Origin of the sequence: Arthrobacter sp. zg.Y820 (assembly GCF_030125555.1) — a bacterium.
GTDB lineage: Bacteria > Actinomycetota > Actinomycetes > Actinomycetales > Micrococcaceae > Arthrobacter_B.
In genome coordinates, this window is the sequence record NZ_JASKLX010000006.1 from 125,474 (window position 1) to 150,966 (window position 25,493).

Sequence of the window (25,493 nt, forward strand, 5' to 3'; positions counted from 1 at the left end):
GGCCGGAATCAAGGCCCTGTGTTTCCGATTGCGGGCTCCTCAAGAACCGTCATGCCCCAGGTCTGGTCATTGTTCGCGGTGACGAGCACCCGGAAAGGTTGAGCGACCTGAGTAACCGGGAAGGCGTTGGCTACGCTGCCATCGATACCGGCGGTCTCGCAGGGGAAGGAAAAAGCCGCGGCGCCCGGGACTTCGACGCGGAGGTCGCCGGTTCCGACGCAGGAGGTAACGATTTTCAGGCGTGGGGCGGCAGTGGCAATGTTTTCCAAACTGCCGCTGCCGGTCTGGTTTTCCAGGGAGCCGAGGACAACTTCACTGTAGGTGGCACCATCGGATGGCTGGACTTTCGCCGTGGGTGTCGGGGTGGGGATGTGGGTGGGGCGCGGCGTCTTCGACGCTGCCGTTACCGTCGGTTCATCTGCCGCTGATTCAGCTGATGAGCAGCCTGTCATCAACAGCGCGCCTGCCAGCACCAGTGTGGCGGCCGATGTTGTTTTGCCTCGTGTCATCCGTGCCATGGTTCCCCCTCGCTTGGGGAGAAACTCCGTACAGTCCAACCGGACCTTCCCCCGACGTTTGGCCGAGCTGCTCCTGCCCTCCATCGCCGTCGTTCTCAGCTGACGTGCGGCGAAGCTGCTGGCCACTGAGCTGCCCACGCTACACCAGGGGGTGTGGCCGCTGTCCGGAGGAGCGTCCTCGACAAGCCAAGCGGCCTTTTGCGGGGACGGGTTGCGGCTGAATGACTAGGCCGTCCAGGGAAGTTTGTGATGCAGGGCATGCAGGGTCACGGTTCCGCCGTAAATGGGAGAGGTACCGAGCTCCGAAAAACCCCAGTGTCTGTAAATTTCCCGGACCTGGGATGCTTGGCCGAAAACACCCAGGACGGCATCCTGTTCGGTTCGGTTCGAGAGGAGTTCACGGATGCACTGTTTGGCTATCCCACGGCCTCGATAGCTATCGTCGACAGCGAGTTCCTGGACAATAACGGTTCTCGACGGAGAAATTACCGCGTCTGGCGTTGGCAGCATTGCGTATAGCCGTCGCAGCCAGGAGCTGTCCTGGTCAAGTCTCTGCGATAACGCAAAGCCGATCACGTGTCCATCGTGTCTCGCCGCGACAAGTCGCCCACCAGGACCAGCAAGTTTGTCGGGGCCCCATTGCTCAATGCTTTGCAGGTCATCTGGAGATTCATTGTAGGGAGGGGCCGCGAAGCTCAAGACAAAGAGACTCGCGATCTCAGCCCAAATTTCGTCCGTCGCAACATGCTCGAACCGGACGTAATCAACTTCCTGGTCGATCTCTCTCATAGTGGGCATACTCTGGACATTCCGAGGTGCCCCGGCTCCGCTTCAGTTTGCATTCAGTCAGCCTATGCGACCGGACTAGGGAGTTAATCCGGGCAATATGATCGTCAACGAACGGTCCACAGCGCAGAAGACTAATGGTGTATTGATGGGACCCCTCACCAAACACTGATCGCATCGACACGGGTACATGTCTCGACCCTAAGAGGGGATCTACGGGGAGAGCCGCTGCTCCAAAGTGCCGGCTTCCGAGCGACCGCGTCGGTACTCCAGAATGGAGCAGGTTAGGAACGCAGAAGCAGCCAGGACCATGACGAGGACCGACACCGGCCCCCACCATTCCGGCAGCTTCTCCGCGAGCATCATCGTGCCCACCCCGAAGATGATCGAGACCCCGAACAGGTAACGGCTCCATGCAGTCATATCCACAGCCTAACCGCCGCAGAGATTCTGAGACGAGGTGCCGGGCGAGCCGGCGTTGCGCGGGGGTCCGGGAGCACTGTCAGACCCGGGCCGGCAGGCCTACCATCGTGGCTATCGGCAGGCACGCCCCGGAGAGGCGGAGCCGGAAAATGAACCTCGGAAAGGCGAAACCATGCTTGAACACAGCAGTGCCTTCAGCGGATTTTCAGTCAACGACATTCCCGCCGCCCGGAACTTTTACGGGCAGGTGCTGGGCATCCCGGTGTCCGAGGAGGACGGCATGCTGTTCCTGCATCCGGAGGGAAGCCGGAACATCCTCGTTTATCCCAAGGACAACCATTCCCCGGCGACCTACACCGTCCTGAATTTTCCGGTTGCGGATGTCGACGAGGCGGTGCGGGAGCTGTCCGGCCGGGGCGTGGATTTTGTCCATTTTGACGGCGTGGACGCCGACGGAATTTTCCGGCAGGCCGGACCCACAATTGCCTGGTTCCGGGACCCGGCCGGCAACATCCTCTCCGTGATCGAAGACGACTGATCAGAACCGGACACCTTACAAAAAGGCACCCCGGGTGCCGGCATTCCCTGAGCGGGAACACCGGCACCCGGGGTGCTGCAGGCGGTTAGTGCCCGCGGGCGATCCACTCTTCCAGCTGCGGGGCCTCCGCGCCGATGGTCGTGGAGTCCCCGTGCCCGGTCAGGACGCGGGTTTCCGACGGCAGGGTCAGGAGCCGTTCCCGGATGGACTTGATGATGGTCGGGAAGTCGCTGTAGGACCGCCCCGTGGCACCGGGACCGCCGGCAAACAGGGTGTCTCCGCTGAACACCACCGGGGCGCCGTCACCGGGCGCACCGGCGGCCAGGAGGAAGCACACGGAACCGGGGGAGTGCCCCGGAGTGTGCAGCGCCTGCAGGGTGATGCCGGCCACCTCGAAGATGTCGCCGTCTTCAATCTCGGCGTCGGGTTCCTCGTCCGGGAACACCGCATCCCAGAGCATCCGGTCCGCGCTGTGCAGGAACACCGGGGCGCTGAACAGTTCACGGGCATCGTCCACGGCGCGGATGTGGTCGTCATGGCCGTGCGTGAGCAGGATGCCCATGACCTCCCGGTCGCCGACGGCAGCCGCAATGGCGTCCACGTCGTGGGCCGGGTCGATGATGATGACCTGCGCGTCGTCGCCGACGATCCAGACGTTGTTGTCCACGTCCCAGGTGCCGCCGTCGAGCGAGAAGGTTCCCGAGGTGATGACGTTGTCGATGTGCACGCTCATTACAGCACCACGACCGAGCGCAGGACCTTGCCGTCGTGCATCTTCGTGAAGGCTTCTTCGATGTCGCCCAGGCCGATGCGCTCGGACACAAACGCGTCCAGGTCCAGGCGTCCGAGCTTGTACTGCTCCACGAGCATCGGGAAGTCGCGCGAGGGCAGGCAGTCGCCGTACCAGGAGGACTTCAGCGATCCGCCGCGGCCAAAGACATCAGCGAGCGGAAGTTCGATCTTCATCTCCGGATTCGGCACGCCCACCAGGACCACGCGGCCGGCGAGGTCGCGGGCGTAGAAGGCCTGCTTGTAGGTTTCGGGACGGCCGACGGCGTCAATTACGACGTCGGCGCCGTTGCCTCCGGTGAGGGCGCGGATGGCCTCGACCGGGTCCTCGTCCTTGGAGTTGATCGCGTGCGTGGCGCCCTGGGCCTTAGCCAGTTCCAGCTTCTTGGCGTCGATGTCCACCGCGATGATGGTGGTGGCTCCGGCCAGCTGCGCTCCGGCGACGGCTGCGATGCCCACGCCGCCGCAGCCGATGACGGCCACTGACTCTCCGCGCTGCACCTCGCCGGTGTTGATGGCGGCACCGATGCCGGCCATGATGCCGCAGCCGAGCAGGCCCACGGCGGCGGCGTCGACGTCGTCGTCCACCTTGGTGCACTGGCCGGCGGCAACCAGGGTCTTCTCGGCGAAGGCGCCGATGCCGAGGGCGGCAGTCAGTTCCGTGCCGTCCTCCAGGGTCATCTTCTGGGTGGCATTGTGCGTGTTGAAGCAGTACTGCGGCTCACCCTTGCGGCAGGCGCGGCACTCGCCGCAGACGGCGCGCCAGTTCAGGACCACGCGGTCGCCCGGGGCCACGTCGGTGACGTCGGGGCCGACGGCGGACACGACGCCGGTGGCCTCATGACCGAGCAGGAACGGATAGTCGTCATTGATGGCGCCCTGCTTGTAGTGCAGGTCGGTGTGGCAGACACCGCAGGTGAGGATGTCCACGAGCGCCTCGCCGGGGCCGGGATCCGGCACCAGGATGGTCTCGAGCGAGACCGGGGCGTTCTTTTCCTTGACGACTACTGCCTGAACCTTGTGAACCATATGGGTGTGCTGCCTCTCGAATGTCCGGGCGGATGCCGATGTCCGGCGTTCCGCGTTCCATCCTATGAAGCAGGACGGCCGGGCGTGAAGTTGACTGATGTGCGGGGGAAGGACCGGGTGTCTGGGTTAGACGCCCAGGCGGGACTTGACCTCTGCGGCGGAGGGATTGGTGGCCGAGGAACCGTCCGGGAAGATGACGGTGGGAACGGTCTGGTTGCCGCCGTTGATCTGGGCGACGAGCTCTGCCGTGCCGTCCACGTCTTCGATGTTGACCTCGGTGTAGCCGATTCCGGCGGCGTCCAGCTGGGACTTCAGCCGTCGGCAGTAGCCGCACCACGTGGTGGAGAACATGGTGATGGAACCGGCGTCGGGGGTGAAGGCTTCTGCTGTTGCTGCCATGAAAGGCTCCTCTTCGTGCTGACAAATTGCGGGCTGAATAACAGGGACTGTCCGGTACAACCGTAGCGGCACCGGTTCAATTCCCGCGGCGGCGCCGGTGCAATTGCCGTGCTTCGGGCACGCCGGGTATCCGGTGCGGGCCGGTGCGGTCGGTGAAAGCTGGTCGTCTGCTCTGGGTAAGGCAGGTCGAAATCGTCCGCTTTGGGGCGCCTCCGACCGTTTTGGGATTCTGCTGCCGCAGCGGACCGGCAGCGGAATCCCAAAACGGCAGCAGAATCCCGGACGGGCAGCAGAATCCCGGCACGGCAGGGAAGCACTTGCCGAGTGCGCAGATAGGGCGGGTGTCAGCGCGGTCTGGCCCGTCGAGTGCGCAGGTATGGCGGGTTTCAGCGCGCCCAGGTCACCAGACCTGCACTCTCGTGAGGCCAAACCCACCAGATCTGCACTCTCGTTGGGGCCAAGCCAACCGACCCAGCCAACCCAAACCGCACAGGACTCGCACGCTGCGGCCGGGAAAGTCCAGCAGGGCACTGCGGGCTTCGGCGCCGGCTCTTATCGTGGACGGGAGCTTCCGCCGGCCCGGTCAAGGAGCCAAGGCCTTCACCCTGGAACTGCCGCTGGAGCAGGCCGCCGAAGGCTATGCAGCCATGGACGAACGGCGCACCATCAAGACCCTGCTGCGTCCCTGACGTGCGCAGCGGGCAGCGGGGCAGCGGACAGCAGCCATGAGCCAAGCCACAAGCCGAGCAGCACGTCAAGCAACAAGGCAGACTGGAAGCATGTGCGGACGTTATGTGATGGCGAAGACGACGGCGGAGCTGGTGGAGGAAGCCGAGGCGGAAGCCGACGCGAACCTTCAGCTGCGCCAATCCTGGAACGTCGCGCCGACGTCGGACGTACCGGTGGTGCTGGAACGGTATGTCGGCGCTCCGGCGGAAGATGGATCGGAAGGCAGGCGCCCGGTGCGCCAGATTCATGTGGCGCGCTGGGGACTGGTGCCGGGCTGGGCGCGGGACGCCTCCGTCGGAACGCGTGCGTTTAATGCCCGCACCGAAACGGTGCTGGAGAAGCCGACCTTCCGTGACGCCGTCGTGGCACGCCGTTGCGCCGTTCCGGTCCAGGGCTATTACGAATGGAAAGCCGGCCCCGGCCGGACCAAACGGCCCTCGTATGTCTCCCGGGCCGACGGCGCGCTGACCTTTTTAGCCGGCCTGTACGAGTGGTGGCGGGACCCGGCGAAAGCTCCGGGGGCGCCGGGGAGCTGGCTGCTGTCGACGTCGATCCTCACCGCCGCCGCCCCGGACCCGGCTGAAGCCCGAGGCTCCGGGCAGCCGGCGGTCCTGGTCGAGCTGGGGGAGTTGCATGACCGGATGCCCGTGCCGCTGAACCGCCGGGCCATGGCAGCCTGGCTGGATCCCGCGGCGTCCGACCCGGCGGCCCTGGTGCACCGTGTCACTGCTGAGGCACACGCAGCTGCTGCGCAATGGACGGTGGCCGAAGTGGGGCCGGCCGTGGGCAGCGTCCGAAACGACGGGCCGCACCTGCTGGCTCCTCCGGAACCGGAGCCGGCTCCCGAGCCGGCCCTGTTCTAAGCCGGGCGTCCACCCGACTGTTCCAGGCCGGACCTGCCACGCCCGGTCAGATCACTTCGATGGTGACGTTGCCGTTCTCGTCGATGCTCAGCCCGGGGTTGTGGCAGACCTCCCAGCGGTAGCCGTCGGGATCGGTGAAGTAGCCCGAGTAGCCGCCCCAGCTCATCTGGGTGCCCGGCGCCAGGATGGACCCGCCGGCCGCTGCGGCCTCGGCCAGCACGGCCTCCACCTCTGCCACGGATTCCACGTTGTGTCCCAGCGTGATCGGGGCGTTGCCCGCCTCGCCCATGGGACCCGCTTCGGCCGCCAAATGGTCGCGGCGGAAGAAGGCCAACAACAGTCCCGGGCCCACCTGATAGAAGATCACTTCTTCGGGCACATACTGGGCTGCTTTCCAGCCCAGCCGGGAGGAATAGAACGCGTAGGTTACTTCGAGATCCCGTACGCCAACGGTTATCACGGAAAGAGAAGGCTTCACCCTCTGATCCTGCCACTGACGGGGTAATAAGTTCCTGTTTTACTTCGGTGATCCGTGCAACGCACGGCCCGGGCGCTGCTGGACACCCTGGTGGTGCGCTCGCTGCTGCTGCCGGCCCTTCCTATGACCTTGGCCGCAGGATCTGGTGGCCGTCAAAACGCAGGCGGGACAGCACCGGCCGGAATTCCCGGGCATTCCGGAGCAGGTTTCACCGTCCCGGAAGACGGAGGCACCGGCGGGGCCGCTAGTCTATTGGCATGGAAACCCCTGATCACCAACGATCCATAACCTGTCAGCTCGACGACATCCGCACCGCCATAGACGAGATTGACGAGGAAATTGTGGCGCTGATCTGGCGGCGTGAGCGTCTCGTGCGCCTGGCCGGCCCCTTGAAGGACAGCGACGCCCAGGTCAAAGCGCCGGAACGGGTGGAGGAAGTCCTGGAACATGTCCGCGCCACCGCCCAGGCCCAGGACGGAGACCCCACCGTGGTGGAGGCAACCTACCGGGCGATGATCGATGCCTTCATCGAATATGAGCTCAAGGTGCGGCACGACGCCGAAGTCCAGGCCAAATTGGACGCCTTCTCCCGCAGCTGACCGCTCACAGTCCGTTGCGGCCTGCCCGCTGCCAGTGCGGGTCCGCCGACCCCAGCGGTCCGGCGGGCATGTCCCAGGACAGGTGCGGCTGCGGGCCCGCTCCGGCAAAGCGCACCGGCGGCACCAAACGCAGCGCCGGACCCCAGAACGTTTCCTCCTCCAGCTGCTGCAAAGGCCCGGACTCAGCGGTCCGGGCCGCCGCCCCGGAGCCGGCGGGCGCCCCGCCGTCGGGCATCTCCCCGGGCGTTCCGTCGGACACCTGCCTGTCGGCGAGATGCCGGAGCTCGGCCGCCGTGCGCGCCAGCGACAGCCGGGCCGAGCCCACCTCGCCGTCCAGCCTGCGCAGCCAGGCCTGCAGGGCGGCGGCGGCGGTGAGGTAGCCGGTGGCATGATCCAGTGCCTGCACCGGCAGCGGCCGGGGGCTGTCCGCGGCGAAGTGCGCCATGCCGGTGTGCGCTATCCCGGTGCTCATCTGCACGAGGGAATCGAATCCGCGCCGCTGGGCCCAGGGCCCGGACCATCCGTAGGCGTTCAGCGAAATCTCCACCAGCCCGGGACGGAGCTGCTGCAGCCGCCCGGAATCCAGTCCGAGGCCCGCGAGCGCACCGGCGCGGTAGCCGGAGACCAGGATGTCGGCGTCGGCCACGAGGTCGCGGATGCGCCGCGCACCGGCCGCCGAGGTCAGGTCCAGCCGGGCGCACCGCTTGCCCACTGTCAGTTCCGCCTCGGCCGCCGGTTCTGCCCACCCCGGCGGATCAATGCGCAGCACTTCAGCGCCCAGCCCTGCCAGGAACCGCGTGGCCACCGGACCGGCAATGATGCGGGTCAAGTCCAGCACGCGCACCCCGGCCAGCGGACGCTCCGGTGCCGCCTGCGGGCTGAGCGGTGCCGCCGTTCCGTGCCCGGTCCAGGCGATCAGCGGTTCCTGCTCCACTGCGCGTCCCTGGGGATGGTCTGCCCACTCCGCTTCACTGCGCATTTGTGCGGCGCAGCCTCCGGCGGAAACCACCGCCGTTTCCAGCGCTTCTCCGGTCCAGCCGACGACGGCGGCGGCCACCGTTGCGCGGTTCGGCACCGGATCGACCGGAAGCCCCAGGGACGCCAGTGCCGCATGCCGGTGATGCGGGGCATTGGTGTGCAGCCGGATCCAGCCGTCGGAGCACGGATAATCTCCGGCCAGCGGATCCCAGGGCGGCGGAATTGACCAGCCCATCGGGGTGAGGGAGCCGGCGAACCAGGCCAGGGACAGGTCGGCGTCGACCACCGGAGCGCTGCTCCCGCCGAGCCGCCGGGACAGATCCGCGACGGCACCGGCAGCCTGCTCCACGGCCCATCCGGCGAAGCCCCGCACGGGAAAGGCTGCTTCCAGGGACATCGCCGTCTCTCCTCTGCCTGCCACCGGCGCTGCCGGTGGGGTACTGTACTCACACGCTAAGGGCCTGAACTATCGGGGACAAGTCATCCGGCGGGCACAGCAGCAGAGCTGTGAAGCGCCGGGTGCAGGGGGAAAAGGAAGACAAATGGACCAGGAGCAGCCGGCGGCGCCGGAACAGTGGCGGGCCGTGGCGGCAGCGCTCGCGGACGAGCGCAGGCTTCGGCTGTATGCCCGGATCATCACGGCGGCCGAGCGCGGAACTCCGCTGGACGGACAGGCTCTGGAACCCAAGGAACGCAAATCACTGGCGGCCCTGCAAAAGGCCGGTCTCGTCTCCTCGGGTGCCTGCGACGTGCAACCGGCGGGCGGCGTGTTTGCCCGGCTGCTGGCCAGCGGCAAGGAGCCGCCCGAGACCTCGGCCCGGAGGTTCCTTGCGGACGGAAAAATCGCCGCGTATCCGCGGCGGCAGGCGGACCGGCTGGAGCTGCTCCACTACATCGCCGGGCATGTTTTCGAGTCCGCCCCGGCACCTGCCGACGCTCCTCCGGTGCTGAATGAACGCGGTATCACCGAACGCCTCGCGGAGTATTCGGATGATCCGGCCGCCGTTCGCCGCTACCTGGTGGACGAGGGCATCGTGTCCCGCAATCCGGAGGGTTCACGCTACTGGCTGTCTGCCCCGCGGCCGGCCGACGGCTGGGAATTCGCCGGCTGAGGAGCAGATCCGTTCGTGGCGCTAACCCGGCAGCTGCTCTGCTATTCCGACGTTCCCGCTTCGAGGATCGACACGATGGAGAAGAGCGTGAAGCAGACGGCTCCGAGCCCAACCAGCACGTGCGCGGGGACAAAGAACGCCGGGTCTGTGCCTTCGGCTTCAGAGAGGAACGCGGCGAAGAACAGGCAGGTGAGCGCTGTTCCGATGGGCATCAGCGGGATGCGATTGGCCAGGGCAAACGTGCGGCGCCAGACGAGGGCGAGCAACAGCACCTTCGACAGGATGCTGAAGCAGATCAGCCCGAGGCCGATCAGCACGCATCCCGGGGCCAGCCGGTAGGGCTCGTGCGAGCTGAACAGCACGAATAGTCCGAGCAGCACATTGACCGTGCCGGCGGCAGCGACCAGCCAGGGCCAGGCCAAACGTTCCCCATCGCTGAATTCGTTGCGCACCTGGCGCACGATGCTCGCGACCAGGCCGATCAGCGAGGTGCAGATCGCCGACAGGCCGATCAGGACGTGGCCGGCAACGAATCCGGGAGTGTCTCCGCGCATCAACAGGCCGATCGCAAGGGAGAAGCCGACGACGGCGGCCGCAACCGGAACTGCGAGCAGCACGGCGCCGACGGCGCGGGTGTGAGCACCTTCCGGCGGGCCGCCCTGAGGCTCGAGCAACTGTGCTGACTGGATGAGCGTGAATTTTGTGGACGCGGCCGCGACGGTGCTGACGCACGCGGCGATGAAGCCGACGCCGATCACAACGAAGCCCGCCGTGAGGTTCTCCGGGGTGTTGTCCCGGTTGGCCAGAACAATGCCCCAGATGACGGCGGCGGCAGCAGCCGCGTAGCCGGAGAGCGGCAGGATGATCTCCCACACGCGCCCATAGCGGTTGATGAGCTGCCTAATGATGGTGGCTGCCGTAGTGAACAGCGCATAACAGATGGCGGTCAGCCCGGCATTGACGTGTCCGGCGACGAAGTGATCGGGGTTGTCAGGCCCGGCCAGGATGTAGAGGCCAAAGGACAGGCAGACAGCGCCCATCAGAAGCGGTATGGCACGGAAAATGACACTTATTGCATGGTTCATGGCGTCCCCGAAGGTGATCCCCGTGCGGCTTCGACAGCATGGCCGGTCCGCGTGTAGTGCCAGTTTGCGCCTGTCCCAACCGGGGAGCAACGCCGGACCCTCGCAGCGCCGCGGACCGTTGACTCGGCAGGACGGTGGGCGTCGAATGGAAGTTGCAGCCCGACCGCCACCATCCGGCGGAAACTTCCAAGGAGGCGCCGATGGCCGCCAGTTTCACGCCCCACGGCGCAGTCGCCACCCACCCCGGAGCCCGAGCTGCCACGGACCTGGGCTCGCCGGCGTCGTCCTATCTGCTGGCCGGTCCCGACACCGCCGCCAAGCCGCCGCCGGGCGGGCCGGCATCAGGGGCGCAGTCCGGGGCCGGGGCAGGAGCAGGGCCGGCCGGAACCCCGTCAGGATCCCCAGCCGCGGGCCGGAGCGGATCGCCTCCTGCCCCGCCGGACGGCGGAGGGACGGCTCCGCATTCCCGCCGCCAGATCGTGCTGGTCTTCGCCGGCCTGATCCTCGCGGTGCTGATCTCCGCCCTCGACCAAACCATCGTGTCCACCGCTCTGCCCACCATCGTGGGAGATCTGCAGGGACTTGACCACCTGTCCTGGGTCATCACCGCCTACCTGCTCACCTCCACCATCGGACTGCCGATTTACGGCAAGCTCGGCGACCTGCTCGGGCGCAAGAACATCTTCATCTTCGCGATCGCTGTGTTCCTGATCGGTTCGGCGCTGTCCGGACAGGCCCGCAGCATGACCGAGCTGATCAGCTACCGGGCACTGCAGGGCGTGGGCGGCGGCGGCCTGATCATCGGCGCCCAGGCCATCATCGGGGACATCGTGCCCGCCCGCCAGCGCGGCCGGTACATGGGGCTGATCGGCGCTGCGTTCGGGCTGGCCTCGGTGAGCGGGCCGCTGCTCGGCGGCTACCTGACGGAGTACTGGTCCTGGCGGTGGGTGTTTTACATCAACCTTCCGCTGGGCGCCGTCGCGCTGGCCGTCATCATCACCTCGCTGCACCTTCCGACGCGGTCCGGCCCGCGGCCGCCGCTGGACTACCTCGGTGCCGTGCTGCTGGCCGTGATCAGCGCCGCGCTGGTGATGCTGACCAGCTGGGGCGGGACCACCTATGCCTGGACCTCCCCGACCATCCTGGGGCTGGGGGCCGCCGCCGCCGTCGGCGTGGCAGTTTTCATTCCGGTGGAACTGCGGGCCGCCGAACCGGTCCTGCCGCTGCGGCTGTTCAGCAACCGCAACTTCCTGGTCTGCACCCTGGTGGGGTTGTCAGTGGGGCTGGCGATGTTCGGCAGCATCTCCTATCTGCCCACCTTCCTGCAGATGGTCAACGGAGCCTCCGCCACCGTGTCCGGGCTGATGATGCTGCCGATGACAGCCGGCCTGCTGCTCACCTCCATTGGCACCGGCCAGTTGATCTCGCGGACCGGAAAGTACAAGATCTATCCCGTCCTCGGCGCCGCCGTCATGATTGTCGGGCTCCTGCTCCTCTCGCGGATCTCCAACACCACGCCGTACGGGTTCACCGCCCTGGGCATGTTCGTGCTGGGGCTGGGCATCGGCGCGCTGATGCAGAACCTGGTGCTGATTGTGCAGAACAGCGTGCCCGCCCGGGACATGGGCACCGGAGTGTCCTCGGCAAACTACTTCCGGCAGATGGGCGGCTCGCTGGGGATCGCCGTTTATGGATCCGTTTTTATCCAGCGGCTGAACGACCAGGTGGCCGACGCCCCGGAACAGGCCGCCGGTGCGCTCCGCAACGGAGTGAACTCGATCAGCCCCTCGGAACTGAAGGCATTGCCGGCGCCCGTGCAGGACTTTATTGCCCGCGCCTTCGGCGACGCCCTGCCGCCGATCTTCCTGCTGGGCATTCCGGCGCTGGCCGCGGGCCTGATCCTGACCCTGTTCATCCGGCAGATCCCGCTCTCGGAAACCTCCCGGGTGGAAGTGGAGGAAAATGTCTAGGCAAAGAACGCCCCGGCATCTGATGCTCCGGCCGCAGAACGGCCGGGAGGGCCGGGAGGCCATGATCCGCAAAGCACCGCCTGAAGAGATCGGCCAGCCCCGCGGGATGGGCCTGGTTTTTGCCGGCCTGATGCTGGCCGTGCTGCTGGCGGCACTGGACCAGACCATCGTGGCCACCGCCCTGCCAACGATCGTGGGGGAGCTCAACGGGCTCGAGCACCTGTCCTGGGTGGTGACGGCCTATATCCTGGCCGCCACCATCGGGCTGCCCGTCTACGGAAAGCTCGGTGACCTGTACGGACGGCGGACGATCTTCATTTTCGCCATTGTCGTCTTCCTGCTGGGGTCCGTGCTCTCCGGCCTGGCGCAGAACATGGGCCAGCTGATTGCCTTCCGCGCACTGCAGGGCGTGGGCGGCGGCGGGCTCATGATCGGCGCCCAGGCGATCATCGGCGATATCGTGTCTCCGCGCGAACGCGGCAAATACATGGGCCTGATCGGCGCCTCCTTTGGCCTGGCCTCGGTGGGCGGGCCGCTGCTGGGCGGCTGGATCACCGACTACTTCTCCTGGCGGTGGGTGTTTTACATCAACCTGCCCATCGGTGCCGTGGCGCTCGCCGTCATCGTTTCCTCCCTGCACCTGCCCAAACCTGCCGGCGCCAAGCCGAGGCTTGACTACGCCGGAGCTGCCCTGCTGGCCGTGGCCGGCGCCGCAGTGGTGCTTCTGACCAGCTGGGGCGGGACCCCACCTACGCCTGGTCCTCGCCGCAGATCCTGGGGCTGGCCGCCGTCGCTGCGGTGGCCGCGGCCGCAATCATCCCGGTGGAACTGCGGGCGCCGGAACCGATCATGCCTCCGCGTCTGTTCCGGATCCGGAACTTCGTGCTGCCGGTCCTGGTGGGCATCGCCGTCGGCATCACCATGTTCTCCACTATTTCCTATCTGCCCACGTTCCTGCAGATGGTCAACGGCGCCTCCGCCACAGTCTCCGGGCTGATGATGCTGCCGATGATGGGCGGGCTGCTGGTCGCCTCGATCGGCACCGGACAGCTGATTTCCCGGACCGGGAAGTACAAGATCTATCCGGTGATCGGCTGCGCTGTAATCATCGCAGGGTTGGTGATGCTCTCCCGGATATCGGCGGCCACACCGTATTCCTTCACAGCCGCCGGGATGCTGGTGATGGGTCTGGGCATCGGCTGCCTGCTGCAGAACCTGGTGCTGATCGTGCAGAACAGCGTGCCGATCCGGGACATGGGCACCGCCATTTCCGCCGCCAACTTCTTCCGCCAGCTCGGGGCGTCCTTCGGCATCGCCCTGTTTGGCTCGATCTTCATCAGCCGGCTGTCCGATCAGATGGCTGCAGCCCCGCCCGGCGCCGGGGACGTGGCGTCCGGCGGCATTAACTCGCTGAGCCCGGCCCTGCTCCGGACGCTGCCGCCGCCGGTACGGGACTTCATTGCCGAGGCGTTCGGCCAGGCCCTGCCGCCGATCTTCCTGCTGTCAGTCCCGGTGGCCGCTGCGGCCCTGGGGGTGGCCCTGTTTATCCAGGAGATTCCGCTGTCCAAAAAATCACGCGTGAAAACTGGCGGGGACGCGGCGGCGTAGCCGGCAGGGTGCTGCCCGGCCGGGCAGCCGCGGCCGTTGTCAGGGGAGGGCCGTACACTGGTGTTAATCGAATATATGTTCGAAGATTATCTCTCCGGACAACTACTGTCCGGACAACAGGGTCCGCTGGTGTGGCGGGCCAACCATGGAGGATGCAGGATCAAGTCCTGCAGTCCGCATCGGCGGGAGAGTGAACTGAAGTGGGTGTCTTCAGCGAAGCAGTAGAGGTGGTGTGTTCGCCGGCCGGACAGCCGCTGCGGTTGTCCTGGCAGGGGCACACCTACAAGGTGGCGGCGGACCCGGTGCGCTGGTACGAACGCCGGAACTGGTGGGACGAAGAAGCGCGGGCCGAACGCGGGCACGGTGCCGGACTGGTGGATTCGGAGATCTGGCGCATCCAGACCCGGTTGAACGCGCGCTCGCCGCTGCGCACGCTGGATGTCTCGCACGACATTTCCACCGGCCGCTGGCGCCTGATCCGGATCCATGACGCCCTGCGGGAAAGCGCCTAGAGTCCGTCCGCCATGAGCTTTTCCCATCTGCACGCCGCCACAGCCTTCAGCGCCCACTACGGGGTGTCCTGGCCGCAGGACCTTGCGGCAGCGGCCGCCGCCGACGGAGCCGACGCGCTGGCCTGCACCGACCGGGACGGGCTGTACGGAACCGTCAAGCACCTGCGGGCCTGCATGGACGCCGGAATTGATCCGATTGTCGGCGTGGACCTGGCGGTGCTCGGCGAACCGGGGCCGGACGGGGGGTCCGCCGTCACCGGGCGGGTGGTGGTCCTCGCGCACGGCCGCCGCGGCGGCGCCGGTTACCGGGCGCTGTGCCGGCTGATCTCGGACGCCCATGCCGGCACCTCGGCGTCCGCGGCCCGCAAAGGCAGCAAGCCGGTGGGGGTGACGCTGCAGCAGCTGGCCGCACACGCCGGCGGGACCGACCGGGAGGACCCGGTCCTGACCGTGCTCGTTGGCCCCTGGTCCGACGTCGGCATCGCCATGCGCAGCCGCAGCTACGCCGTCGCCCGCACGCTCTTCTCCCGCTGGCAGGCGGTGCTGCCGCGCCGGGCGCTTGCCGTGGAGGTGGTGACGCACCTCAGCGCGCCGGGCGCCAACCTCTGCCTCGCCCACGCGGTGCGGATGTTCCGGCTGGCCGATGAACTGCAGCTGCCGGCCGTCCTCACCAACGCCGTGCGCTACGTCGACGCCGACGGCGCCGCCACCGCCGACGTCTTGGACGCCGCACGGGCGCTGACGTCCATGGCCCGGCTGGCGGACCTGCAGCCCAACGGGCAGGGCTGGCTGAAGAGCGCCGGACAGATGAAGGCGCTCGCCCGGGAAATCAGCGCCGAGGCCGGCTACGGGGGAGCGGGGGCGGCCCGCCTGCTCCGCGACACCGAGGCGCTCGCCGATGCCTGCCGAATGGACCCGGTGGCGGACATGGGCTGGAAACAGCCGGTGGTTCCGGAGGCATCGGTGATCGGGATCGATTCCGAACCCATGGCCGAGCTGGTCCGCCGCTGCGAGGCGGGCATTGGGCGCAGGTTCCCGGCCGCCGGCGCGGCCGCCGATGCGCGCCTGCGCAACCGGCTGGCCCACGAACTGGGCATCATTGAACGGCTGGGCTTCGCCGCCTACTTCCTGACCGTCGCCGAGGTCTCGTCAATGATCACCGGCATGGGGGTGCGCGCCGCGGCCCGCGGCTCGGGAGCCTCCTCGCTGGTGAACTATCTCCTCGGCGTCAGCCACGTGAACCCGCTGGCCCATGACCTGATCTTCGAACGCTTCCTCTCGCAGGACCGCTCCACCCTGCCGGACATCGACATTGACGTCGAAAGCGCGCAGCGGCACAACGTGTATCACCGCATCTTCGAACGGTTCGGCGCCGAACGCGTCACCCTGATGAGCATGCAGAACGGCTATCGTGCCCGCGGGGCGGTGCGCGACGCCGGCATGGCGCTGGGGCTGCCCGAAGAAGACATCGGAGCCGTGGCCAAACAGCTGTGGCGCTTCTCCGCCCGGAAGTTCCGGGAGGCGCTCGCGGAAAAGCCCGAGCTGCGGGAGGTCGCGGAACGGGTCGAGGGCAACCGGCAGCTGGATCTGCTGGTGGATCTGACCGAACGCCTGGACCGGTTGCCCCGGCACATTTCCATGCACCCGTGCGGAGTAATCCTGGGGGATGCGTCGCTGCTGGACCGCACGCCGGTGCAGCCGTCCGGCCTGGGCCTGCCCATGTCCCAGTTCGACAAACACGACATGGATCCGATGGGCATGCTCAAGCTCGACGTGCTGGGCGTGCGGATGCAAAGCGCCATGGCGTACGCCCTGCAGGAGGTGCGGCGGCTTCATCCGACCAAGGCGGACACCGTCGCCGCCGGTGCCCATCCGGCCGGGCCGGACGGGCAGGGCCCGGACTACGTGCACGAGGACGGCTCCATCGACCTCGACGCCGTGCCGCTGGACGATGCGCCCACCTACGACCTGATCTGCAGCACCTACACCCTGGGCTGCTTCCAGATCGAGTCCCCGGGCCAGCGCGAGCTGATCGGCAAGCTCGCTCCCCGGGAGTTCAACGATCTGATCATCGACATCTCGCTGTTCCGGCCCGGGCCGATGAAATCCAACATGGTCCGCCCGTTCCTGGAACACCGGCACGGCTGGTCACCGGAGGTGTATCCGCACGAGGCGTTGCGCCCGGTCCTGGCCGAAACCCACGGCGTGACAGTGTTCCACGAACAGGTGCTGCGGACCTTCGACGTGTTCACCGGCTGCGGCCTGGCCAAGGCCGATGTGCTGCGCCGGCTGCTGGGAAATGAGGACGCCGAAGCCTCGGTGGAGGACTTCTTCCGGACCGAGGCAGCCAAGCGCGGCTACGGCGATCAGGTCATCGGGAAGGTCTGGGACACGCTGAAGGCTTTCGGCAGCTTCGGTTTCTGCAAGGCGCACGGAGCCGCGTTTGCCGTGCCCACCTACCAGTCGGCCTGGCTGAAGGCACACCATCCCGAGGCGTTCCTTGCCGGCATCTTTGAACACGATCCGGGAATGTATCCGCGGCGGTTGCTGGTGGCCGAAGCCCGCCGGATGGGCATCCCCATCCTGCCGCTGGACATCAACCGCAGCGGTGCCCAGTACCGGGTGGAACGGGTGCCGGCGGTTCCGGCCTCGCCCGGGCATCCGGCCCGGCCGGAAAAACTGGGCATCCGGCTGAGCCTGGCCGGGATCTACGGACTCTCGGCCGCTGAACTGCGGCGCATCGCCGCCGGCCAGCCCTATGATTCGCTGGCCGATCTGCGCGCCCGCGCCAAGGTCGGACGGAGAACCCTGATCCGGCTGGCCGCCCTGGGCGCCTTCGACTCCCTGGCGAAAGGCACCGGTACAGCGGCCTCCCGGGCCGATCTGCTGCACCACCTGGACCTGGCTCCGCCGCGGAGCGCACCGCGGAAATACGATCCGATTCCCGGCCAGCTCGCGTTGCCGCTGGGCGACACCGAACTGGAGAACCTGCCCGCCGAACTGCCCGAACCGACGCTGCGCGAAAAGGTGCGCACCGAACTGGACCTCCTGTCAGTGGACGTCAGCGCCCACCTGATCGACAGCTATGGCCCGCTGCTGGCGAAGCTGGGCGTGACCAAGGCCCGGGACCTAATGGAGCTGCGCAACGGTACCGAGGTGCTGGTGGCCGGGATCCGGGTGGCCACGCAGACGCCGCCCATGCGCGGCGGCCGCCGGGTGGTGTTCATCAGCCTCGACGACGGCACCGGCTGCGTCGACTGCACGTTCTTCACCGAGGCGCAGGAAAAAACCGGTCCGCTGCTCTTCGGAACGCAGCTGATGCTCGTTCGCGGCCTGACCCGCCGCACCGGGCCGCGCGGGATCAGCATGCAGGCGCTGGAGGCCTGGGACCTGAATGACACCGCCAACCTGCCCCGTCTCCAGCGCGGCAGGTTGGTGGGGCCCAACTACAGCGGATAACATCGAAGGGGCGCAGAAGGAGCCGGTCACCTCTTGACCGGCCCGCAGACGCCGTACAAACCAAATCTAGGAGACAACCGTGTCAGTGCCAGAACAGTTCACCCTCATCGTCGACGGCGAAGAGACCACGGTGGATACTGGCACCACAGGTGCACAGCTGTTCTTCGACCGCCGCGACGTCGTCGTCATGCGCGTGGACGGCGTCCTGAAGGACCTGGACACCGAGCTGGCCCCGGGTGCTTCCGTGGAGTCCGTGACCATCGACTCCGAAGACGGACTGAACGTGCTGCGCCACTCCACCGCGCACGTCATGGCCCAGGCCGTGCAGCAGCTGCGTCCGGACGCCAAGCTGGGCATCGGCCCGTACATCAAGGACGGCTTCTACTTCGACTTCGACGTTGCCGAGGCGTTCACGCCGGAGGACCTGAAGACCCTCGAGAAGATGATGCAGAAGATCATCAACTCGAACCAGAAGTTCGCCCGCCGCGTGGTGTCCGAAGACGAAGCCCGCGAAGCCATGGCCAACGAGCCGTACAAGCTTGAGCTGCTGGGCAAGAAGGACGGCGCCGACGAAGCCGGCGAGGGCGCGAACATCGAGGTCGGTGCCGGCGAGATCACCATCTACGACAACGTGGACCGCAAGTCCGGCGACGTCGTCTGGTGCGACCTTTGCCGCGGCCCGCACCTGCCCAACACCAAGCTCATCTCCAACGCCTTCGCGCTGACCCGTTCCTCCGCCGCCTACTGGCTGGGCGACCAGAAGAACCAGCAGCTGCAGCGCATCTACGGCACCGCGTGGCCCACCAAGGACGCGCTGAAGGCCTACCAGGAACGGCTGGCCGAGGCCGAGCGCCGCGACCACCGCAAGCTGGGCACCGAACTGGACCTGTTCTCCTTCCCGGACGAGCTGGGTTCCGGCCTGCCGGTGTTCCACCCCAAGGGCGGCATCATCCGCAAGGCGATGGAGGACTACTCCCGCCAGCGGCACACCGAGGCCGGCTACGAGTTCGTCTACACCCCGCACATCACCAAGGGCCACCTGTACGAGGTCTCCGGCCACCTGGACTGGTACCGCGACGGGATGTTCCCTCCGATGCACGTGGACGAGGTCACCGATCCGGAAACCGGCGCGGTCATCAAGCCCGGCCAGGACTACTACCTGAAGCCGATGAACTGCCCCATGCACAACCTGATCTTCCGCTCCCGCGGACGGTCCTACCGCGAACTGCCGCTGCGCCTGTTCGAATTCGGTTCCGTGTACCGCTACGAGAAGTCCGGCGTCATCCACGGCCTGACCCGCGTGCGGGGCATGACCCAGGACGACGCCCACATCTACTGCACCCGCGACCAGATGAAGGACGAGCTCACCAGCACGCTGAAGTTCGTCCTTGACCTGCTCAAGGATTACGGCCTGGATGACTTCTACCTGGAACTGTCCACCAAGGACCCGGAGAAGTACGTGGGCTCCGACGACGTGTGGGACGAAGCCACCCGCACCCTCGCCGAGGTTGCCGAAGCCTCCGGCCTGGACCTGGTCCCGGATCCGGGCGGAGCGGCCTTCTACGGCCCGAAGATCTCCGTCCAGGCCCGCGACGCCATCGGCCGCACCTGGCAGATGTCCACCATCCAGCTGGACTTCAACCTGCCCGAGCGCTTCGAGCTCGAGTACCAGGCCGCCGACGGCAGCCGCCAGCGCCCGGTCATGATCCACCGCGCCCTGTTCGGTTCCGTGGAACGCTTCATGGCGGTGCTCACCGAGCACTACGCCGGCGCGTTCCCGGCCTGGCTGGCTCCGGTGCAGGTGGTCGGCATTCCCGTGGCTGAGGCGTTCAACGATTACATGTTCGACGTCGTCGACAAGCTCAAGGCCCAGGGCATCCGCGCCCAGGTGGACACCGGCACCGATCGGTTCCCGAAGAAGATCCGCACCGCGTCCAAGGACAAGATCCCGTTTGTCCTGATCGCCGGGGGCGACGACGCCGATGCCGGCGCCGTGTCCTTCCGCTTCCGGGACGGCAGCCAGGACAACGGCGTGCCGGTTGAAGAAGCGGTGAAGCGGATCGTCGAGGCCGTTCGGAACCGGGACAAGTAAGCGGTCCCGGGCGAAGCGGCGGGGGAGCAGGAGTGCAGATGGATAACAGCAGCCAGGACGACGGCGGCAGTCCCTACCCGGGCGACGCCGGCGTCACGGATTCATTCGAGCTTCCCGGGGTGCCGGATTCCTTTGCACGCCTGTGGACTCCGCACCGGCTGGCATATATCAAGGGCGGGCAGGAACAGGTCTCCTCGGAGCACAACTGCCCGTTCTGCGCCGCTCCGTCCCGTTCGGACGAGGAGTCGCTGATTGTGCACCGCGGCAAGCATGCCTTCGTCATCCTGAACCTGTTTCCGTACAACGCCGGGCACCTGCTCGTCTGCCCGTACCGGCATGTGCCGGACTACACGGACATCGACGAGCAGGAAACCGCTGAAATTGCCGCGCTCACCCAGACCGCCATGCGCGTGCTGCGGAAGGTGTCCAATCCCAGCGGTTTCAACCTCGGCATGAACCAGGGCGTCACCGGGGGAGCGGGCATCGCCGCGCACCTGCACCAGCACATCGTGCCGCGCTGGGGTGGAGACGGCAACTTCCTGCCGATCATCGCGCAGACCAAGGCCATCACCCAGACCCTCGGCGATGTCCGCCGGCAGGTGGCCGACGCCTGGCCGCAGGCCGCGGCAAGTGAGGACTGAGCGGTGCTGAACAAATACGCCCGCGGCTTCTTCACCGGACTGTTCACGCCGCTGGCTGCCTGGCTGCTGAAGCGGGGCGTCACTCCCGACGCCGTGACGATCCTGGGCACCCTGGGCGTGATGATCGGCGGGCTGGTCTTCTATCCGCTGGGCGAGCTGTTCTGGGGAACCCTGTTCATCACGGCGTTCATCTTCTCCGACGTGATTGACGGCATCATGGCGCGGCAGCAGGAGCGCACCGGGAAATGGGGCGGGTTCCTCGATTCCACCCTGGACCGGTTTGCCGACGGGGCCCTGTTTGCCGGTGTCAGCATCTGGTTCTTTACCGGCGGCGACAACGACGCGATCGGCGTTGCAGCCATCATCTGCCTGGTCCTGGGCATGCTGGTCTCCTACATCCGCGCCAAGGCCGAGTCCCTGGGGTTCAACGCCAACGTCGGCATCGCCGAACGCGCTGAACGCCTGGTCTCGCTGCTGGTCGCCACCGGCCTGGTGGGGCTGGGCGTTCCCGAAGTCCTGCTGCTTGTGGTCCTGGTGGCGCTGTGTGCGGCCAGCTGCGTGACGATCATCCAGCGCATGAGCGCCGTGCACCGGCAGGCCCAGCTGGGCAACCCGGCCGCCTAGCCGCACCAGTTCCGGCAGCCCGCTCCATCCGTTGTACAGATAACGGGCTCATTCCGGCACGCCGCCCCATCCGTTGTACAGATAACGGGCTCATTCCGAGCTGATAAGACCGTTGCCTGTACTACGGACGGCGGCTGCCGCCGGATCTTCCGGGAAGGCCTGCAGTGTCAGCGCAGGTCCAGGGTCAGCTGCTGGCCGCGGCCAATCAGCTCGAAGCCCCGGGCTGCACAGAGTTCGGCGCCCAGCGGAGCGGCATTGATCGCCAGCCGGTTCGCGCCGGCGGTGGCCGCAACAGTGGCGGCCCGGCTCAACAGCGCCGTCCCGTAGCCCTGGCGACGGCTGGACGGGCCCACGGCCAGGCCAAAGATGCCTCCCAGAGATTTTCCCGGCTCCTCCGCGGCGGGCACGTACACCCAGGCCCGGCCGGTGAGTTTCCCCTCACCGCGCGTGGTCAGGTGCCAAGCGGTGCGGGGATGGCCGCGCCCGGCGGCGAGCTCTTCGGCGTCGGGCCCTGACACCTCGGCGGGCTCCGGATCGATTGTTGCAGCCGCTGCGCTGTACTGCTGCGGCACGTCAACCGGGGCGCTCATCCACAGCGGCTGCGGGCCGCGGCGGAAACCGAAGGCCTCCAGCGGTGCGTAACCCACCGCGTTGTTCAGCCAGACGGACACACTCTGGGCGCCCAGCCGCATGCCTTCGGTCAGGCCGGGACGGATCCCGGCAGGGGAAATCCGCTGCGGATACAGCAGCACCAGCTGCCGCCGTGCCGGCAGCCAGACCCACTCCGCTTCATGCGTGGAGAAGGTCCGGCCGCCGGTGACGCCGGCCAGTTTCTTAAGCCAGTCCTGGTGAAGGTCCTGACAGGCAGCAATGGTCACCATCGCGGATCAGGCCAGCCCGCGGCGGTGCAGCAGCGGCTCAATGGCGGCTTCGCGGCCCCGGAAGTTCCGGAAAGCCTGCAGCGGGTCGATGCTGTTGCCCCGCGCGAGCAGCTCAAGGCGGAACCGGTCGCCGTTTTCGCGGGTCAGCCCGCCGTTCTCCTTGAACCACTCCACCGTGTCGGCATCCAGGACCTCGCTCCAGATGTAGGCGTAGTACGAGGCCGCGTAGCCGCCGGCGAAAATGTGCTTGAAATAGCCGGACCGGTAGCGCGGCGGCACCAGGTCCAGGGCGACGCCGGCCCGGCTCAGGGCGTCGGCCTCGAACTGCTGCGGATCGGCCACCGTCTCTCCCGGGGCAAGCTCGTGCCAGGCCAGGTCCAGCAGGGCCGAGCCGAGGTACTCGGTGGTGCCGAAACCCTCGCCCCAGGTGGACGCAGCTTCAATCTTGTCGATGGTTTCCTGCGGCAGCGGCTCGCCGGTGACGTGGTGCCTGGCAAAGTTGGCCACGACCTCGGGCCAGAGCATCCACATCTCATTGACCTGCGAGGGGTACTCGACAAAGTCCCGGGGGACGGCGGTGCCGGAGAACTGCGGATAGGTGACGTCGGAGAACAGGCCGTGCAGCGCGTGGCCAAATTCGTGGAAGGCCGTGACGACCTCGTCGAAGGACAGCAGCGTCGGTTCGCCGGCGGGCGGCTTGGGAATATTCAGGTTGTTTATCACCACAGCCTGCGTTCCCAGCAGCGCCGACTGGTGCACGAGGGAGTTCATCCAGGCGCCGCCGGCCTTGGTGTCGCGGGTGTAGTAGTCGCCCAGGAACAGGCCGAGGGCTGAACCGTCGTCGTTCTTCACTTCCCAGACGCGGACATCCGGATGGTAGCCGGTGAGGTCCGGCCGCTCGGTGAAGGTCAGCCCGTAGAGCCGGTTGGCGGCATAAAAGACGCCGTCGTTCAGCACCCGTTCCAGTTCAAAGTAGGGACGGAGCGCCGAGCGGTCCACGCTGAACTTCTCGCGGCGGACCTGTTCGGAATAGTAGGACCAGTCCCAGGCGGCGAGCTCGTCAATGCCGTCCCGGCGGGCGGCCTCGCGCAGCAGCTCCGCTTCGGCGCGGGCATTGCGGACCGCCGGCGGAGCCAGCTGGTCGAGCATTGAGTGGATTGCGTCCAGTGACGGAGCGGTCTGGTTGTCGGTGGCGAACTCGGCGAGGTTGGCGAAACCCAGCAGGGCGGCCCGTTCGGCACGCAGGGCCGCCATTTCGGCGGCGAGGGCCAGAGTGTTGTCGTCGTTGTCGCGGAATCCGCGGTTCAGCGACGCCTCGAGGAGCCGGCGGCGGGTTTCCCGGTTCGTCAGCGAGGCCAGGGCTGGCTGCGAGGTAGGCAGGACCAGGGACAGCAGGTAGCTGCCCTCGGCGCCGGCTTCTGCGGCGGCCGCGGCGGCTGAGGCAACGTCATCAGCGGAAAGCCCGTCCAGTTCGGCAGCGTCCGCCAGGAGCAGCGCCGAATCGTTGGTGTCCCGAAGCAGTTTCTGGGCATAGTCGGTGCCCAGCACCGACAGGCGGGAGTTCAGTTCGCGCATGCGGGCCTGGCCGTCGTCGTCGAGCCGGGCTCCGGCGCGGATGAAGCTGCGGCGGTACTCGTCCAGGAGCCGCGCCGATTCGGCGTCCAAACCTTCGGGGGACACTGCTTCAAGCCGCGCCCAGAGGGCTTTGTTGAGGTAGATGCTGTCCTCGTGGGCGGCCAGCTGCGGTCCCACTTCCTGCTGGATGGCCTGCACCTGGTCCGTGGCGTCCGCCGCGGTGAGGGTGAAGAACGCAGAGGCCGTCCGCGCCAGCGTCTGGCCGGCCAGCTCCATCGCGGCTACCGTGTTGGTGAAATCGGGTGCCTGCGGGTTGGCCAGAATCGCATCGATCTCGGCAAGCTGTTCCTCGAAGCCGGCTTTGAAGGCGGGCAGGAAATCATCAGGGGTGATCTCCTTCCACGGCGGCAACTGATAGGGCAGCGTACTGGTGCTCAGGAAAGGGTTACTCATAAGGGTCAAGACTCGCACATGCGCGGTGAGGCGAACAACCGAAACGCCGTCGTACGCTTGCTCCGGCTGCGCGGTGCGGTCTTCAGGAGGGCGGGAGCGATCATGGGTGCACGCAGATTTGGGTTCACGGCTGTACTGCTGCTGGTGCTGGCGGCCGGATGCTCCCCGGGAACCTCCGACCCGGTGCCCTCCGAACCGGCGCAGTCCTCGGAACCGCGCATCTCTTCGGACGCCGCGACGGGGACCGCGGCACCGTCGCCCGCTGCGGTTCCCGAACCGACTCCCGGCCTGGGCGCGGGCTGTGCGGCCGTGCGGTGCTTTTCGATGATGCTGGCCGGAGATCTGCTGGTGCATCCGCAGCTGTGGGCACAGGCCGAGACCGACGCGGCGGCCTCCGGACGGAAGCCGCTGGACTTCAGGCCGCTGCTCGAAGGCAAGCGGGCCTACCTCGACCGCGCTGACCTGGGCATCTGCCACATGGAAACACCCGTTGCGGAGGCGCAGGGGCCCTACGCCGGTTATCCGCTGTTCAACGTTCCGCCACAGATCCTGTCCGCCGCTCAGGACGTAGGGTATGACGCCTGCACCACGGCCAGCAACCACACCGTCGATGCCGGGACCGCGGGCCTGAACCGCACCCTGGCCGAGCTGGATGCCCTGGGGCTGGAACACACCGGTTCCTACGCCTCGGAGGCGGACGCAGCGAAGCCGATGATCCTGGAGGCCCCGGCGGCGAAGGTCTCGGTGATCGAGGCGACCTACGGGTTGAACGGCATGAGCGCCGAGTTCGACTGGCAGGTGGATCTGCTGGATCCGGCGGACATGATCGCCCGGGCGCAGGCCGCGCGGGCCGCCGGCGCCGACGTCGTGGTGGGGGCGGTCCACGCCGGCGATGAATACGCGTCGGTGCCCAACGCGCAGCAGATTGAAACGGCGCATGCCCTGGCCGACAGCGGCGAGTTCGACTTCATCTACGGTCACCACAGCCACTCGGTGCTGCCGATCGAAAACTACAACGGCACCTGGATTGCGTACGGGCTGGGCAACGCCGTCACCGAACTCTCGCCCTGGTATGACGTGAACAATGAAGGACTGATCCTGCGCGCGCAGTTCGGCCAGGACGACGTCGGCGGCTGGAGCGTCACGGATCTGGCCTGGGCTCCGTCGGTGATTGTCAGTGACCCCTACCGCTGGTGCTCCGTGGCGGCTGACCGGCCGCAGGGCGCGTGCGCTTCGGAAAGCCAGGCGGCGGCGGTGCGGGCCCGGACCATCGGCGTCGTCGAGTCCATGGGAGCGGCCGAGGCCGGTGCCCGCGAGTGGCTGGTCAGCGCGGAGCCGGCGCCCTGACTGCG

At 67.2% G+C, this 25,493-nt stretch carries 24 protein-coding genes and 1 pseudogene; 14 read left to right on the forward strand and 11 right to left on the reverse strand.

Translation table 11 applies throughout. From position 1 onward, the window contains the following. Positions 1-8 precede the first annotated feature (8 nt). The 3 genes from QNN99_RS05815 to QNN99_RS05825 all read right to left on the reverse strand — a co-directional run bounded on the left by QNN99_RS05815 (position 9) and on the right by QNN99_RS05825 (position 1,727). Positions 9-518 carry a hypothetical protein gene (locus QNN99_RS05815; RefSeq protein ID WP_229965464.1) on the reverse strand — a complete coding sequence of 170 codons (510 nt, stop codon included), beginning with the start codon at positions 516-518 and terminating at the stop codon, positions 9-11. A gap of 225 nt (positions 519-743) precedes the next feature. Beyond that, the gene (locus tag QNN99_RS05820) at positions 744-1,307 is read right to left on the reverse strand and encodes a GNAT family N-acetyltransferase (protein WP_229965465.1); all 564 of its coding nucleotides are present in this window, start codon (positions 1,305-1,307) and stop codon (positions 744-746) included. 210 nt (positions 1,308-1,517) lie between these two features. Next, positions 1,518-1,727, reverse strand: a complete 210-nt coding sequence (locus tag QNN99_RS05825; RefSeq protein ID WP_229965466.1) for a hypothetical protein — start codon at positions 1,725-1,727, stop codon at positions 1,518-1,520. A 172-nt stretch (positions 1,728-1,899) separates the two neighbouring features. On the opposite strand from QNN99_RS05825, the gene QNN99_RS05830 reads away from it, so the two are divergent. Next, positions 1,900-2,265, forward strand: coding sequence for a VOC family protein (locus tag QNN99_RS05830; RefSeq protein ID WP_229965468.1), 366 nt, complete (start codon positions 1,900-1,902; stop codon positions 2,263-2,265). An 85-nt stretch (positions 2,266-2,350) separates the two neighbouring features. On the opposite strand, the gene QNN99_RS05835 is transcribed toward QNN99_RS05830, so the two are convergent. The 3 genes from QNN99_RS05835 to QNN99_RS05845 form a co-directional block, all read right to left on the reverse strand. Next, a complete protein-coding gene (locus QNN99_RS05835) occupies positions 2,351-2,998 on the reverse strand; it encodes an MBL fold metallo-hydrolase (RefSeq protein ID WP_229965469.1) in 648 nt (215 codons plus the stop codon). After that, the gene (locus QNN99_RS05840; protein ID WP_229965470.1) at positions 2,998-4,083 is read right to left on the reverse strand and encodes an S-(hydroxymethyl)mycothiol dehydrogenase; all 1,086 of its coding nucleotides are present in this window, start codon (positions 4,081-4,083) and stop codon (positions 2,998-3,000) included. Before QNN99_RS05840 ends, QNN99_RS05835 begins: the two co-directional genes overlap by 1 nt. A gap of 126 nt (positions 4,084-4,209) precedes the next feature. Further along, positions 4,210-4,482 carry a mycoredoxin gene (locus QNN99_RS05845; protein ID WP_229965471.1) on the reverse strand — a complete coding sequence of 91 codons (273 nt, stop codon included), beginning with the start codon at positions 4,480-4,482 and terminating at the stop codon, positions 4,210-4,212. A 557-nt stretch (positions 4,483-5,039) separates the two neighbouring features. Here QNN99_RS05845 and QNN99_RS05850 point away from each other — a divergent pair. Together QNN99_RS05850 and QNN99_RS05855 are read left to right on the forward strand one after the other, a co-directional pair. Next, positions 5,040-5,171, forward strand: a complete 132-nt coding sequence (locus tag QNN99_RS05850; RefSeq protein ID WP_269439174.1) for a hypothetical protein — start codon at positions 5,040-5,042, stop codon at positions 5,169-5,171. A gap of 90 nt (positions 5,172-5,261) precedes the next feature. Then, positions 5,262-6,074: an SOS response-associated peptidase gene (locus tag QNN99_RS05855; protein ID WP_229965472.1), complete on the forward strand. Its 813-nt coding sequence runs from the start codon at positions 5,262-5,264 to the stop codon at positions 6,072-6,074. Positions 6,075-6,120: 46 nt separating this feature from the next. On the opposite strand, the gene QNN99_RS05860 is transcribed toward QNN99_RS05855, so the two are convergent. Further along, positions 6,121-6,552 carry a VOC family protein gene (locus tag QNN99_RS05860; protein ID WP_229965474.1) on the reverse strand — a complete coding sequence of 144 codons (432 nt, stop codon included), beginning with the start codon at positions 6,550-6,552 and terminating at the stop codon, positions 6,121-6,123. A gap of 257 nt (positions 6,553-6,809) precedes the next feature. Here QNN99_RS05860 and QNN99_RS05865 point away from each other — a divergent pair, with 257 nt between their 5' ends. Next, the gene (locus QNN99_RS05865) at positions 6,810-7,151 is read left to right on the forward strand and encodes a chorismate mutase (protein ID WP_229965476.1); all 342 of its coding nucleotides are present in this window, start codon (positions 6,810-6,812) and stop codon (positions 7,149-7,151) included. Between the two features lie 4 nt (positions 7,152-7,155). Here the strand turns inward: QNN99_RS05865 and QNN99_RS05870 are convergent, their stop codons facing one another. Further along, positions 7,156-8,526: a CoA transferase gene (locus QNN99_RS05870; RefSeq protein WP_229965477.1), complete on the reverse strand. Its 1,371-nt coding sequence runs from the start codon at positions 8,524-8,526 to the stop codon at positions 7,156-7,158. A gap of 145 nt (positions 8,527-8,671) precedes the next feature. On the opposite strand from QNN99_RS05870, the gene QNN99_RS05875 reads away from it, so the two are divergent. Continuing rightward, positions 8,672-9,241, forward strand: coding sequence for a DUF2087 domain-containing protein (locus tag QNN99_RS05875; protein WP_229965478.1), 570 nt, complete (start codon positions 8,672-8,674; stop codon positions 9,239-9,241). A gap of 41 nt (positions 9,242-9,282) precedes the next feature. Here the strand turns inward: QNN99_RS05875 and QNN99_RS05880 are convergent, their stop codons facing one another. Next, positions 9,283-10,326 (reverse strand): DUF2776 family protein, encoded by a 1,044-nt coding sequence (locus tag QNN99_RS05880; protein WP_229965479.1) that lies wholly within the window; start codon positions 10,324-10,326, stop codon positions 9,283-9,285. A gap of 200 nt (positions 10,327-10,526) precedes the next feature. Here QNN99_RS05880 and QNN99_RS05885 point away from each other — a divergent pair, with 200 nt between their 5' ends. The 8 genes and pseudogenes from QNN99_RS05885 to pgsA all read left to right on the forward strand — a co-directional run bounded on the left by QNN99_RS05885 (position 10,527) and on the right by pgsA (position 21,232). After that, positions 10,527-12,296, forward strand: coding sequence for an MDR family MFS transporter (locus QNN99_RS05885; protein WP_229965480.1), 1,770 nt, complete (start codon positions 10,527-10,529; stop codon positions 12,294-12,296). A 130-nt stretch (positions 12,297-12,426) separates the two neighbouring features. Then, positions 12,427-12,993: pseudogene (locus tag QNN99_RS05890) on the forward strand (MFS transporter); the annotation flags it as partial. Positions 12,994-13,118: 125 nt separating this feature from the next. After that, entirely contained in the window at positions 13,119-13,904 is a 786-nt protein-coding gene (locus QNN99_RS05895; protein WP_331461759.1) for an MFS transporter, read from the forward strand. Between the two features lie 200 nt (positions 13,905-14,104). Then, entirely contained in the window at positions 14,105-14,416 is a 312-nt protein-coding gene (locus QNN99_RS05900) for a DUF6504 family protein (RefSeq protein ID WP_229965483.1), read from the forward strand. A gap of 12 nt (positions 14,417-14,428) precedes the next feature. Next, positions 14,429-17,875, forward strand: coding sequence for a DNA polymerase III subunit alpha (locus tag QNN99_RS05905; RefSeq protein WP_229965484.1), 3,447 nt, complete (start codon positions 14,429-14,431; stop codon positions 17,873-17,875). 79 nt (positions 17,876-17,954) lie between these two features. After that, complete coding sequence (gene thrS, locus QNN99_RS05910; RefSeq protein WP_229965485.1) at positions 17,955-19,967, forward strand: threonine--tRNA ligase; 2,013 nt, start codon at positions 17,955-17,957, stop codon at positions 19,965-19,967. A 38-nt stretch (positions 19,968-20,005) separates the two neighbouring features. Further along, positions 20,006-20,608: an HIT family protein gene (locus tag QNN99_RS05915; protein WP_229965487.1), complete on the forward strand. Its 603-nt coding sequence runs from the start codon at positions 20,006-20,008 to the stop codon at positions 20,606-20,608. Between the two features lie 3 nt (positions 20,609-20,611). Further along, entirely contained in the window at positions 20,612-21,232 is a 621-nt protein-coding gene (gene pgsA / locus QNN99_RS05920; protein ID WP_229965489.1) for a phosphatidylinositol phosphate synthase, read from the forward strand. Positions 21,233-21,399: 167 nt separating this feature from the next. Here pgsA and QNN99_RS05925 read toward each other — a convergent pair whose 3' ends face one another. Continuing rightward, entirely contained in the window at positions 21,400-22,113 is a 714-nt protein-coding gene (locus QNN99_RS05925; protein WP_229965490.1) for a GNAT family N-acetyltransferase, read from the reverse strand. 6 nt (positions 22,114-22,119) lie between these two features. Continuing rightward, a complete protein-coding gene (locus tag QNN99_RS05930) occupies positions 22,120-24,141 on the reverse strand; it encodes a M3 family metallopeptidase (protein ID WP_229965491.1) in 2,022 nt (673 codons plus the stop codon). Between the two features lie 102 nt (positions 24,142-24,243). On the opposite strand from QNN99_RS05930, the gene QNN99_RS05935 reads away from it, so the two are divergent. Then, the gene (locus QNN99_RS05935) at positions 24,244-25,488 is read left to right on the forward strand and encodes a CapA family protein (protein ID WP_229965492.1); all 1,245 of its coding nucleotides are present in this window, start codon (positions 24,244-24,246) and stop codon (positions 25,486-25,488) included. Positions 25,489-25,493: the final 5 nt, after the last annotated feature.